Source organism: Janthinobacterium salmonicoloratum (assembly GCF_051380845.1).
Lineage (GTDB): Bacteria > Pseudomonadota > Gammaproteobacteria > Burkholderiales > Burkholderiaceae_D > Janthinobacterium > Janthinobacterium lividum_F.
Map to the genome: position 1 here is coordinate 102,035 of NZ_JBNYXV010000004.1, position 13,666 is coordinate 115,700.

At 65.6% G+C, this 13,666-nt stretch carries 8 protein-coding genes; all 8 read right to left on the minus strand.

Annotated features, from left to right (window positions below):
• The 8 genes from ACQ4WY_RS20065 to ACQ4WY_RS20100 all read right to left on the minus strand — a co-directional run bounded on the left by ACQ4WY_RS20065 (position 1) and on the right by ACQ4WY_RS20100 (position 13,578).
• Entirely contained in the window at positions 1-2,382 is a 2,382-nt protein-coding gene (locus ACQ4WY_RS20065; RefSeq protein ID WP_436505533.1) for a bifunctional salicylyl-CoA 5-hydroxylase/oxidoreductase, read from the minus strand.
• Complete coding sequence (locus ACQ4WY_RS20070; RefSeq protein WP_436505534.1) at positions 2,379-3,998, minus strand: AMP-binding protein; 1,620 nt, start codon at positions 3,996-3,998, stop codon at positions 2,379-2,381. Before ACQ4WY_RS20070 ends, ACQ4WY_RS20065 begins: the two co-directional genes overlap by 4 nt.
• Before the next feature lie 93 nt (positions 3,999-4,091).
• On the minus strand, positions 4,092-4,802 hold the full coding sequence (locus ACQ4WY_RS20075) for a response regulator (RefSeq protein ID WP_436505536.1): 711 nt from the start codon (positions 4,800-4,802) through the stop codon (positions 4,092-4,094).
• 85 nt (positions 4,803-4,887) lie between these two features.
• Entirely contained in the window at positions 4,888-9,117 is a 4,230-nt protein-coding gene (locus ACQ4WY_RS20080; RefSeq protein WP_436505537.1) for a hybrid sensor histidine kinase/response regulator, read from the minus strand.
• A gap of 54 nt (positions 9,118-9,171) precedes the next feature.
• Positions 9,172-10,341, minus strand: coding sequence for a patatin-like phospholipase family protein (locus tag ACQ4WY_RS20085; protein ID WP_436505538.1), 1,170 nt, complete (start codon positions 10,339-10,341; stop codon positions 9,172-9,174).
• Positions 10,342-10,380: 39 nt separating this feature from the next.
• Positions 10,381-12,156, minus strand: a complete 1,776-nt coding sequence (gene ggt / locus ACQ4WY_RS20090) for a gamma-glutamyltransferase (protein ID WP_436505540.1) — start codon at positions 12,154-12,156, stop codon at positions 10,381-10,383.
• An 84-nt stretch (positions 12,157-12,240) separates the two neighbouring features.
• The gene (locus tag ACQ4WY_RS20095) at positions 12,241-12,999 is read right to left on the minus strand and encodes a 3-hydroxyacyl-CoA dehydrogenase (protein ID WP_436505541.1); all 759 of its coding nucleotides are present in this window, start codon (positions 12,997-12,999) and stop codon (positions 12,241-12,243) included.
• A 156-nt stretch (positions 13,000-13,155) separates the two neighbouring features.
• Positions 13,156-13,578, minus strand: a complete 423-nt coding sequence (locus ACQ4WY_RS20100) for a hypothetical protein (protein ID WP_436505542.1) — start codon at positions 13,576-13,578, stop codon at positions 13,156-13,158.
• Between the last annotated feature and the right edge of the window lie 88 nt (positions 13,579-13,666).

Here is a 13,666-nt window from a genome sequence, read left to right on the forward strand (position 1 = left end):
TCATCCTTCCAGCAGCCGCGCGGCCACCTGTTGCGGGGTGAGGCCCGTATTGGCGGCGGCCTGCTGCCGCTCGCGCTGCAGATTGCGTTCCAGCTGCTGCTGGCCCGGCCGGTACTGTTTCGGCCAAGTTGCGCCTGCCCCGGCGCCGCTGTAACCGATGCGCGCCATTTCCGTCAGGGTCCAGGCCGGGTTGGCCAGGTGCGGCCGGCCCACGGCGCACAGGTCGGCGCGCCCGGCGGCGATGATGCTGTTGGCGTGATCGGCTTCAAAAATCGAGCCGACGGCCATGCTGGCGATGCCGGCTTCATTACGCACGCGGTCGGCGAACGGTGCCTGGAACATGCGTCCGTATACGGGCTGTTCGAGCTTGCTGACCTGGCCAGAGGAACAATCGATCAGGTCGGCGCCCGCCTGCTTGAACAGGCGCGCGATGACGACCGCATCGTCGGGCGTGATGCCGCCTTCGACCCAGTCGTGGGCCGAGATGCGCACGCTCATCGGTTTATCTTGCGGCCAGGCGGCGCGCATGGCGCGGAACACGCGCAAGGGATAGCGGCAGCGGTTTTCCAGGCTGCCGCCATACTCGTCCGTGCGGCGGTTGGTCAGCGGCGAGATAAAACCCGACAGCAGATAGCCGTGCGCGCAATGCAGTTCCAGCCAGTCGAAGCCGGCGACGGCCGCAGCCAGGGTGGCGCGCACGAAGTCCTGCTCGATGCGCGCCAAGTCGGCCTCCGTGGCCGCACGCGCTGTTTGCGATACGCCGGCCAGGTACTGCTGTTCCGAGGCTGCCAGCAGCGGCCAGTTGCCCTCCCTGAGCGGCAGGTCGATGCCGTCCCACATGGGCCGCGTCGAGCCTTTCGGCCCCGCGTGACCCAGTTGCAGGGCGATTTTCGCGTCGCTGTTGGCATGCACGAAATCGACGATGCGGCGCCATGCCTGCGTATGCGCTTCGCTGTACATGCCAGGGCAGGCGGGCGTGATGCGCGCATCGGCCGACACGCAGGTCATCTCGGCAAACACGAGACCCGCGCCGCCCACGGCGCGCGCGCCCAGGTGCATCAGATGGTAGTCGCCCGCCACGCCATCGACGGCGCTGTACTGCGCCATCGGCGAGACGGCGATGCGGTTTTTCAGCAGCACGCCGCGCAGGCGAAACGGCGTGAGCATGGGCGGCAGGGCCTCGTCCCGCATCGCCACGCCAGCCTGTTCGCCCGCGCGCCGTGCCAGCCACAGTTCATAGTCGGCCACGTAGGCAGGGTCGCGCAGGCGCAGGTTTTCATGCGAAATGCGCTGGCTGCGCGTGAGCATGGAATAGGCGAACTGCGGCGCCTCCATGGCGCTGTAGCGCTCGACGTTTTCAAACCATTCCATGGAATTACGCGCCGCGCTCTGGATTTTCAGCACCTCGATGGCGCGCAGCTGCTGGTAGGCGCCCAGCGCAGCATCGGTATCCCCGTGCTGGCCGAAGCAGCGCGCCAACTCGATGGCGTCTTCCAGCGCCAGCTTGGTGCCCGAGCCGATCGAGTAATGCGCCGTGTGAGCAGCGTCGCCCATCAGCACGACGGGAACGCCATCCTGCTGGTGCACCCATTGCCGGCAGACGATGCGCGGGAAGGTGATCCACTGCGCCGAGCCGCGCAAGTGCGGCGAATTGCTCAGTAAGCCATGGCCATCGAGCTCCTCGGCAAACAGGGCTTCGCAAAAGGCGATGCCCTCTTCCTGGCTCATGGTATCCAAGCCCGCCGCGCGCCACACGTGTTCGGGCGTTTCGACGATGAAGGTCGAGGTCTCGCCGTCATACTGGTAGATATGCGCCTGAAACCAGCCGTGTGGTGTCTGGCGAAAGGCAAACGTGAAGGCCTCGAATTTCTTGCGCGTGCCCAGCCAGACGAAGCGGCAATGGCGCTGGTCGACCTCGGGCTGGTAGCTGGCCGCATAGCGCGCGCGGATGCGGCTGTTCAAGCCGTCGCTGGCGATCACCAGGTCGGCGCCGTACTGGCGCGCGATGGCCTGGTCGTCCTGCACTTCCGTCTCGAATACCAGCTCCACGCCCAGTTCCTCGCAGCGCGCCTGCAGGATGTTGAGCAGGCGCTTGCGGCCGATGCCGCAAAAGCCATGGCCGCCAGAACGCACGGTCTCGCCCTTGAAGTGGATTTCGATATCGTCCCAGTGGTTGAACGCCTGCAGGATGGCGCGCGCCGTCGGCTCGTCCGCGTTGGCAAGGTTGCCCAGGGTCTGGTCGGAAAACACCACGCCCCAGCCAAACGTATCGTACGGACGGTTACGCTCGATGACGGTGATGCGGTGCGCGGGGTTCTGCTTTTTCATGAGCAGGCTGAAATACAGGCCGGCGGGACCGCCGCCGATGCAGACAATATTCATGGAGTATCCGTGCGAAGTTTGAAGCGCTGCAGCTTGCCCGTTTCCGTGCGCGGCAGGAAAGGCAGAAAGCGGATGGCGCGCGGGTATTTATACGGGGCGATCTGCTGGCGCACGAAGTCCTGCAGTTCAGCCGCCAGCAGGTCGCTGGGCTGGAAACCGTCCTTCAGCACCACGTGCGCTTCGACGATCTGGCCACGTTCGGCATCGGCGCGCCCGACCACGCCGCATTCGGCCACGGCCGGATGACGCAGCAGCGCCTCTTCCACTTCCGGGCCGGCGATGTTGTAGCCGGCCGAGACGATCATGTCATCGCTGCGCGAGCAGTAATAGAAATAGCCGTCCGCATCCATCTCGAAGGTGTCGCCCGTCAGGTTCCAGCCGTTCTGCACGTACTCGCGCTGACGCGGGTCGGACAGATAACGGCAACCCGTAGGGCCTTTCACGGCCAGGCGGCCCGTCACGCCGGGCGGCTGCGGCACGCCCGCATCGTCGACGATGCACGCCTGGTAGCCGGGAATGGCCTTGCCGATGGCGCCGCGGCGGATGCCCTCGCCCGTGGCGGAAATGAAGATGTGCAGCATCTCGGTAGCGCCGATGCCGTCCGTCATGGCCAGTCCCGTCGCCGCCTGCCAGGCGTCGCGCGTGGCCAGCGGCAGCGCCTCGCCGGCCGACACGGACAGGCGCAGGCTGCGCACGTCGTGGCTGGCAGCCAGGGGCGTCATCTGGCGGTAAAAGGTGGGCGCCGTGAAGCAGATGGTGGCTTGATAGGCGCCGATGGCGCGCAGCAAGCTATCGGGCGTGAGTTTTTCCAGCAGTACGGTAGCGGCGCCAAAGCGCAGGGGGAACAACAGCAAGCCACCCAGGCCGAAGGTGAACGCCAGCGGCGGCGTGCCGATAAAGATATCGTCGGCGCGCACCTGCAGCATGGAGCGGGGGAAGCAGTCGCAGATGGCCAGCAGGTCGCGGTGCATGTGCATGGTGCCTTTGGGGACGCCCGTCGTGCCCGAGGTAAAGCTGATCAGGCAGACGTCGTCGGCCGCCGTATCGCATGCGGCAAAGGGTGCATCGTGGGCGGCCATGCGCTGTTCCAGTTCGGCGCCATCGGCGCCAAAACACAACATGGCCGGCAAGCCGGACACCCCATCGAGCTCCGCGCGCAAGCCCTGCGCGCACAGCACGGCGTTCACTTCCGCCTTGGCCAGGATGGTGGACAGTTCGCGCGCGCGCAGCAGCGGCATGGTGGGCACGGCGATGCAGCCGGCTTTCAGCACGGCCAGCAGGCAGGCCGCCATCATCGGGGTATTCGCGCCGCGCAGCAGCACGCGGTTGCCGGGGATCAGGCGCAGGTCGCTGCGCAGCACGTGGGCGATGCGGTCGACTTGCCGTGCAAGCTCGGCGTAAGTCCAGCGCTGGCCATCGGCAAGGATGGCGGTGCGCCCGCCGCCATCCTTGCCGATGGCCGCATCGAGCAGCGCGGCGACGCAATTGAGGCGCGGCGGATACTGCAGCTCGGGTAAATCAAGGCACAGCTGCGGCCAGAGTGCGCGCGGCGGCAAATGCGTGCGCGCAAAGTCGTCCTGGGGAGATGCGGTGGTAGGCGAAGGGTCGCTGCTCATGCTCATCCTGGCTGGTGACGGGCGCGTGCACAAGGCCCGGAAGCAGATACTTTAAACCTAAAGTATTTTTCCAGCAAGCGAAAAACAGCAGATTCAGTCAGGGTCGTCCTGTTGCCGCAGCCGGCGCACCTGCTGCGCCACGCTGCGCGCCAGCGCGGCCAGGGCCGTCTGCATCTCCTCGCCATCGAGTACCGCTGCCTGCAGCAGGGCCATCATGCCAGCTTCCGCGCCATGTAAACCGAGGGTGCGGCAACCGAGGTGCAGCCGTTCGAGCTGCTGGCGCGCCTGGGCCGGTTCGCCGCGCGCCAGCAAGGCGTCGACCTGTTCGCTGGCGGCGACTATCTGGCCCTGGAAGCCCGTCAGATACGCCAGCAGGCGTTCGCTGTCGATACCCAGCCGCTGCAGCGTGTCACGCGGCGCCTCGGCCGGCAAGGCCGAGACGTCGAAGCAGGCGTCGATATGCTGACGCACCTGCTCCGGCTGGAAGGGCTTGACGATGTAGCCGGCAGCACCGGCCTGCACGGCGTCACGCACCGTGTCCTGGTCATTGGCCGACGATACCAATATTAGCGGCATGGCATCGAGCGCGCTGTCGGCGCGGATTTTCTGCAGCAGCTCCATGCCGGACAGGCGTGGCATGCGCAAGTCGCAAAAGCACAGCGAAGGGCGCAAACCACCTTCGAGCTGCTCCCACGCTGCCGCGCCATCCTCGGCTTCCACGATATCGTGCACGCCGCAGCTGTCGATCAGATGCATCAATACCATGCGCGACACGACATCATCGTCAACCACCAGTACTTTCATTGCTTTCTCCATTGCCGGCAGCGTCAGGGGCCTGGCCGTATACTACCCAGTTTCACCGCGCGCTCGATGGCCGGCATTGCCTATTTTACATCTTCTCATCCGAAACGGCTATTTGCGCCAGCAGTGCGCGCAATTGCGGCAAATGCAAGGCCACCTGCGTCCAGCGGCCGCCGTCCGCCGCCTCTTCCATTTCCGTGCACAGCATGTGCAGCTGCGTTTCATCGAGATAGGCGGCGCTGCCCTTCAAACCATGCAGCAGGCGCCCGGCGTTGTCCTTGTCCTGCGCCGCCAGGGCGGCATCGAGTTCACGCAGGCGCCCTTCCAGGTCGGCAACGAAAGCGACGCGGATGCGCCGTTGCAGTTCGCTGCTGCGGATGGACGGGGAAGGTGCCGCGACGGGAGCTGCCGGCGCGATGCCGAACAAGGCATCGAGTTCTGCCTGCCCCCCTGCGGCGGCGCGCGGCGCGTCGGACGGCATGCGCGGCAACATGAAACCGCGCTGCAGCTGGCGCTCGATGGCGCGCGCCAGCAAGCCATGCAGCGCCGCCTCGTCCACCGGTTTGCTGAGGAAATCATCCATGCCGACGCCAAGATAGCGACTGCGGTCTTCTTCGCTGGCATTCGCCGTCAGGGCCACGATCATCAGTTCCTGGTCGCGCACGGGCTGGTCGGGCCAGCCGCCCACGCGGATCAATCGCGTCGCCGTGGCCCCATCCATCTCCGGCATGCGCCCGTCCATCAGGATCAGGTCGTAGCGCGTATGCACGCAGGCCGCCACCGCCAGCACGCCGTTGGCGACCACGTCGACTCTATGCCCCAGTTCTTCGAGCATGACGCGGATGATGATCTGGTTGGTGGGGAAGTCTTCCGCGCACAGCACACGCAACTGGTGGCTGTGCGGCGCCAGCGCCACCTGCGGCACCAGCGGCGGCGCCACGCCATCGGCCAGCGGCAAGGTGAAGGCAAAAGTACTGCCCTGCCCCGGCGTGCTGGCCACCTCGATCTCGCCATGCATCAGTTCGACCAGCTGGCGGCAGATGGCCAGGCCAAGTCCCGTGCCGCCGTAGCGCCGCGTGGTGCTGGCGTCGGCCTGCTCGAACTTCTGGAACAGGCGCGCCATGGCCTCCGCGTCGATGCCGATGCCGCTGTCGCTGACCGTAAAGCGGATCAGGTTGACACGGCGTCCGCCGCTGCCGCTGGCCACGCCGGCCCGCTCGACGCACACGCTGACGCCGCCGCGCTGGGTGAACTTGAAGGCATTGCCGACCAGGTTGACCAGCACCTGGCGCAAGCGGGTCGGGTCGCCCACCACGAAGGGCGGCAGGTCGGGCGCGAAATCGATGGAGAAACCGATGCTGCGCGCGGCCGCCTGCTCCTCGAACAGGCTGACGACCGTCTCGATGGCCGCACCGAGCGCGAAGTCGATGTTTTCGATACTCAGCTTGCCCGCCTCGATCTTGGAAAAATCGAGTAAGTCATTGATGATCACCAGCAGCGACTGGGCATTGGCCTGGCCGCGCAGGATCTGCTCGCGCGTGGCGTCGTGCAGCTGCCCGTCGCGCAGGGCAAAGCCCAGCATGCCAATCACGCCGGCCAGCGGCGTGCGCATCTCGTGGCTCATGTTGGCCAAAAATTCCGACTTCTGGCGCGTCGCGTCCTCGGCCTTGCGCTTGGCCTGGCGCAGGCTTTCCTCGTTCTTCGTCAGGCTGCTGTTGACTTGCGCCAGCTTTTCCGACTGGGCCAGCACTTCGATTTCCTTGCTCTGCAACTCGGCCGTGCGTTCGCTGACCTGCTTTTCCAGTTCATTCTGCTGATGCCGCAGCGCGCGCACGCGCTGGCGGTACGCGCCATACACGACGCCCAGCAGCAGCGCCGCCATCAGGGTGCGGAACCACCAGGTTTTCCAGAACGGCGGCAGGATCGTGACGGCCAGGGTGGCGCCGCTCTCGTTCCACACGCCGTCCTTGTTGGCCGCCTTGACCCGAAACACGTAGTTGCCGGCATCGAGGTTGGTGTAGGTGGCAAAACGCCGGCCCGCATCCGTCATGACCCAGTCCTGGTCGAAGCCCTCGAGCCGGTAGGCGAACATGTTGCGCTGGGGCGCGGCGAAATGCAGGGCCGCGAATTCCAGCGAAAAGACGCTTTCGCGGCTGGTCAGCACCAGCTTGCGCGTATGGTCGATGGCCGTCCTGAGCACGTGCGCGAACTCGCCGCGGCCGATTGCCACCGGCTTGTTGAATATCTGCAGCTCCGTGATGGCCACCAGCGGCGGCACGCGGTTGTCGTGGATATCTTGCGGCACAAACGCCGTCATGCCGTTAAAGCCGCCGAAATACATGGTCCCATCCGACGCGCGCAGGGCCGCGCCATCGAAGTACGAGCCTTCCACCGTGCCATCGGCGCTGTCGTAGTTGCGAAACAGGCCGCTGCGCATGTCGAGCCGCGTGATGCCGCTATTCGTGCTCAGCCACAGCTGCTCGTTGTCGTCGCCGAGGATGCTGGCGACGGCATCGTCGGCCATGCCATCCTTGCGCAAGAAGCGGCGGAAGCGGATCTCGCCCTTGGCGTCGATGTCCATGCGGTTCAAGCCATTGGCCGTGCCCACCCACAGCACGCCGCGCTTGTCTTCGTGCAGGAAATGCACTTCGTCGTGGCTCAGGCTATGCGGGTTTTGCGGATCGTGGCGGAAATGGCGGAAGTGGCCGCTGGCGCGGTCGAGCAAGTCCAGGCCGTGGAAGGAGCCTATCCACAGCCGCCCCTTGCCGTCTTCCAGCACGGGCCGCACCATATTGTCGGACAGGCTGTTCGGGTTGGCCGGGTCGTGGCGGTAGGTGGTAAAGCCTTTGCTGACGGGATCGAAGCGGTGCACGCCGCCCCGCGTCGAGACCCACAGCATGCCGCTGCGGTCGCTCACGATATTGCGGATGGTATCGCTGTTCGGGTCACCGGCGGCAAAGCGCATGGTGAAGAAGCGCCCCAGTGCCGGATCGAAGCGGTGCAAGCCCGTGGAGCCGCCCACCCACAGGGTGCCGTCCGGCGCCTTGTACAGGGTGGTGATCTGCTCGTCGCGCGACATGCCGGGCGAACTGCGCAGGTCGAACAGGCGCGAACTGCCGTCGCGCGTGTCGTACAGTTTCAAGCCACCCTTGGTGGCCAGCCACAGCTTGCCATTGCCCGCGTCGGCCACGGCGCGCACTTTCTTGTCCGCCAGCGCGCCCACGTCGCCGGGCGCGCGCGCCATGCGCGAAAAGCCGCCGCTGCCCAGGTCGACCCGGCTCACGCCGTTGTACCAGGAGCCGACCCAGAAGGTACCGGCGCGGTCGCGGTACAGCGACGACAGCTGGTTGTCGGCGACGCTGAATTTATCGCCCGTCTGGTGGCGGTACTGCAGGAAGGTATCGCTCCCGGGCAGCCATCGGAACAGGCCATCGGCATTGCTGCCCAGCCAGACGGTGGCGTCGATGTCCTGGTACAGGCTGGCGACGCGGATGGCGGAAAAGCCATGCTTCTCACCGAAACGCACTCTTACCTGCGGCGGCTGGCCGGCACCACCCAGGCGCCAGCGCTCGGCGCCGGCCATGGTGCCTATCCACAGGTTCTGCTGGCGGTCGATCAGCAGCGACTGGATCACGTTGTACTTCGAGCCGGGCTCCGTGTCGACGGCGAAATGTTCGAAGCGCTCGCTGCCCGGCGCCAGCATGTCCAGGCCCGTTACCGTGCCTATCCACAGGCGCTGCTGCGCGTCCAGCGCCAGCGCCTTGATTTCATTGTCACCCAGGCTGTGCGGATTGCCCTCTTCATGGTGCCAGGTACGGAAGACGCCCGTGGCGGGGTCGAAATGCTGCAAGCCGTCCGAGGTGGCGATCCAGAAGCCGCGCGCGCCATCGTCGAGGATGGCGTGGATATGCCGGTTGCCGTTGCCGCGCTTGCTCTTCTCGGCAGGGACGTAATGGATGAAGGTCTGGCTGGCGGCGTCGAAGCGGTCCAGGCCATTGTCGGTACCGACCCACAACTGGCCCTGGCTGTCGACATGCAGTTCGCCGACCCAGTTGTCGGCCAGGCTGGTCTTGTCGCCCTCGATATTCTTGTAGACGACCATGCGGTAGCCATCGTAGCGGCTCAGGCCAGACTGGCTGCCGAACCACATATAACCCTGCCGGTCCTGGGCGATGGCCAGCACCGATTCCTGCGCCAGGCCCTGGTCGACGCTGAGCTGGTCGAAACGCAGGGTGGGCGCAGGCGCCGCGGCAGCCGGGCCGCCCAGCAGCAGAATTAACAGTAAGGCAACATCGAAAACACGTCGAAATACCAGCACAATCGTCCTGTCAAAAAAAACGCGAAAAACCCGCACGCCGCTCCAAGGGCCGTCTCAGGAACCAAAGAACGCCAGGACATCATCCTTGCGGGCTTGCGTATCGCGCTGTCCAAGACGGATCAGTTCGTTAGTATACGTCGATTCGAACAATAAATACGAGGCCAGCGCCGCACCGCGCGCTTCGGCCGCACCGATACCCGACAGCATGGTGCGGATGGGACGCGGCAAACTGCCGATATGCCGGCTGGCGATGGCGTCGAGCCGCTCGGACGGCGCGATGACCAGCAATTCCACCGGCCGCAAGGCCGTCTTGCCCAACAACTCGGGCGGCAGCATCGACAGGGTCAGGTTGATGCGGTTCAGGCGTTCGATGTCGACGGCCAGGCCATCGAGGAAGATCGACGACAGCGCATGGCCGGCGATCTGCGCCAGGCTCGGATAGCGCGCCGATTCGGACGCGGCGGGCGCCGGTTCCGCCATGCGTCCCGCGCCCACCACCAGCACCTTGTTCGCGCCCAGGTGAATCGCCGGCGAGATCGGCGCCAGCTGGCGCATGGAACCGTCGCCGCAGTATTCGCGCTGGCCGCCCACGTACAGGGGCACGGCAGGGAAGATAAAAGGGATGGCGGCCGAGGCGAGCAAGTGTTCGACGCCGATCTGGTCCGGCAGGGCCAGACGCTGCGTGCGCACCCACGGCGCGATATCTCCGGCCGTCTGGTAAAACGTCATGTGGCGGCTGCCAGAATACGACGACGCCGTCACGGCCAGCGCATGCAGCAAGCCGTCGGCCAGGGCCGCATCCAGGCGCGGCAGGTCGAGCATGCGGTGCAGCAGGCTGACCAGCGGCGTATTGTCGAGCAGGGAATTGGGCGGCGACGCATGCCACTGGCGCAGCAGCCAGCCGAACGACAGCAGCGACAGCCAGCGCGCGCCCGAGCGGATCACGCCCAGCGAATCGGCGCGGTAGACCTGTTCGACCTGGATGTGCTGCCACACGTCGAGCAGCTTTTGCACGCCTTCGCCGAAGTTATCCGCGCGGCAGGCCAGCGCCGTGGCGTTGATGGCGCCGGCCGAAGTGCCGCAGATAATGTCGAACGGATTGCGCGCCGGTGCCCAACCCGCTTCCCACAGAATCGCCGAAATCGCCTGCAGCACGCCCACCTGGTAGGCGGCACGGGCGCCTCCTCCCGTGAGTATCAAGCCTGTTTTATTTTGCATTCCCATGCCGGCAGATTAGCAGGGTCTGGATACTTTGTGGAAATTTCAGTCGCCCCGCACCATGCCTTCACGCCGCGGATCGGCCCCGCCAAACCAGAAGTCCTTGCCGTGCGCATTCAGGCGCATGATGCCCTGCAAGCCGGAATTCTGCTCGATGACGCGCACCTCGTGGCCCATCGCCTGCAGCGCTTCGACTTGCGCTGCAGGCGCGCGGCCCTTTTCCAGTTCTGTCGGGCCGTTGCGGCTGCCAAAGTTCGGCAGGTTGATCGCTTGCTGCACGTTCAGGCCCCAGTCCATGGTGCCGACCAGCACCTTGGCGACATAATTGATGATGGACGAGCCACCGGGCGAACCCGTCGCCAGCACCAGCTTGTGCGTGCCCTTTTCAAATACCAAGGTGGGCGACATGGCGCTGCGCGGGCGCTTGCCCGCCTCGACTCTGTTGGCAATCGGGCCGTCCGCATCGCGCGAATCGAATGAGAAATCCGTCAGTTGGTTATTCAACAGGAAACCATCGACCATCTGGCGCGAACCAAACGCGTCTTCCACGCTGGTGGTCATCGACAGGCCGCCGCCGAAGGCGTCCACGGCCACCAGGTGCGAAGTCGACGGGCGCTGCAAGGCGTTGTCCATGCCCCACGCCACCTGCATGCCGGGTGGCGTGCCAGGCAAGGCGCGGCCCATGGATTTGTCGCCGATCAGGGAGGCGCGCTGCGCCAGGTAGGTTTTATCGAGCATCGAGACGACGCCATTGCCCGGCAGGGGCACGAAGTCCGTGTCGGCCACGTAGCGGTTGCGGTCCGCGTAGGCCAGGCGCCCCGCTTCCGAAAACAGGTGGATCGCTTGCGCGTCGAGCACGCCGTCGACGGGCGCATACGGCCGGATATCCTTCACTTCCAGCATGCCCAGCATCTGCGCGATGGCGATGCCGCCCGACGATGGCGGCGGCATGCCGCACACGGTCCAGGCCTTGTAGTCGCTGCAGACGGGTTCACGCACCTTGGCCCGGTAGCCGGCGATGTCGGTCGCCGTCAGCTTGCCCGGATTGGTCGGATGCGAGGCCACCTTGGCGGCGATGTCGCGCGCGATGCGGCCCTGGTAAAAAGAGTCAGCGCCGCCGCGCGCGATCTCGCGCAGGGTACGCGCCAGCTGCGGGTTTTTCAGCACGTGGCCAACGGACCAGGGCTTGCCGTCCTGGTCATAGAAATACGCGGCGGCGACAGGGTCGCGCTTCAATGCCTGGTCCCAGCTCAATAGGCCGTTGAGGCGCTGGCTGACGGGAAAGCCGCCGTGCGCCAGCTTGATGGCAGGACCGAACAGGGTCGCCCACGGCAGCTTGCCATGCTCCTTGTGCGCCAGTTCCAGCATGCGCAGCACGCCCGGCGCGCCCACGGAACGCCCGCCCACCACGCCCGTGGCGCGCGAGACGGGACTGCCGTCCGCATTCTGGAACAGGTGTTCATCGGCGGCGGCAGGCGCCGTTTCGCGTCCGTCGAAGGCCTGCACGCCCTTGGCGGTCGAGTACAGCAGGAAAGCGCCGCCGCCGATACCCGACGATTGCGGTTCGACCAGGGTGAGTACCAGTTGCGTGGCGATGGCCGCGTCGATGGCGCTGCCGCCCCGCTTCAGCATCTGGTAGCCGGCATCGGCGGCCAGCGGATTGGCGGCGGCAACCATGAATTTCTGCGCCGCCCAGCCCGATTTTTCCGCATACGCGGTGGCGATTTCCGGCGCCTTTTGCGGCACCTCGGCAAATACGGGACTGGCAGCGAGCGCTCCCAGCAAGGTCAGGCTCAGCGCCAGCGGCTTCAATGTGATCATGGATTCTCCGATAAAAAAAGGGCGCACAGCCAAGCAAGGCTGTACGCCCCATACGGGGGTATCCTACATCAAATCGCGCCGGACTTATTTCGGCTGCATGCGGATCGCGCCGTCCAATCTGATCGTTTCGCCATTGAGCATGACGTTTTCCACGATGGCTTTCACCAGTTGCGCGTATTCACCGGGCTTGCCCAGGCGCGAAGGGAACGGCACCATCTTGCCCAGCGCGTCCTGCACTTCGGCCGGCATGCCCAGCAGCATCGGCGTTTCGAAAATGCCGGGCGCCACCGTCATCACGCGGATGCCGTTGCGCGACAGGTCGCGCGCCATCGGCAGGGTCAGTCCCACCACGGCCGCCTTCGACGACGCATACGCGGCCTGGCCGATCTGGCCATCGTAGGCCGCAACGGAAGCCGTGTTGATGATGATGCCGCGCTCGCCCTCAACGGTGGCATCCTGCTTGGCCATGGCATCGGCCGCCAGGCGGCACATATTGAAAGTGCCGACCAGGTTGATGTTGACGACTTTCTGGAACAGGGCAAGCGGATGCGGGCCATCCTTGCCCACGGTTTTTACGGCCGGCGCCACGCCGGCGCAGTTCACCAGGCCGCGCAAGGTACCGAGCTTGGTCGCCGCGGCCACCACGGCCATGCCGTCTTCTTCCGAGGTGACATCGCACTGCACGAACACGCCACCGAGTTCAGCGGCCAGCGCCTGGCCCGCCTCGGCCTGTACGTCGGCCAGCACGACCTTGCCGCCCGCCGCCGTCAGCATGCGCGCCGTGGCCGCGCCCAAACCTGATGCGCCGCCCGTGATGATGAATACATTGTCCTGAATCTGCATGAAATCTCCTGAGTGATAAGGGCCGTGTTCCCGGCGCCTGATGGTTGCATGGTGCATGATGCCATCATTACGTTTACGTAAACGTAATGTCGGCGACAATTGTAGCCATTTTTATGATCACCGAGCGAAAACTTGTGGCGGTAGCGAATGGCAGGGCTAAAAACACTGGATGAAAGCACCGTTGCGGTGGCAGATGCGCCCGTTGGCATCGAGCGTGGCATTGCCCGCGCCGTTGTAACGCGCGCCTGCCGCATCGCGGCAACCGCCCGTATCGCAGGAACCGATAGGCTGCGGCGTGCGCGGCATCGGCACGGCCGGGCTGGGCAGCATAGGCGCCATGGGCACGACGGATGGCGCAGGCTGTGCCGGCATGCGGCCAATCACCTGCGCCACGGAACGGCGCTGCTGCATGGGCGGCGCCGGGCGGCATGGTTCCACCGCCAGCTTGCTGCTGTCGCGCGGGTCGAGCTGGCACACGGGCAGGGACTCGGGCGCCGCCTTCTCCTGCGACCAGGCATGGCCGCCGGCGAGCAGCATGGCGCAGGCCAGCGCCGATATTGTTTTTGCCATCCTCTTCATGCCGCCTCTCCAAGCATCGATCACCCAGCATTCATTATTGGCACACGCCGCGCCAGATGCCAGCCAGGGTAACAATTTCTCACGTTTG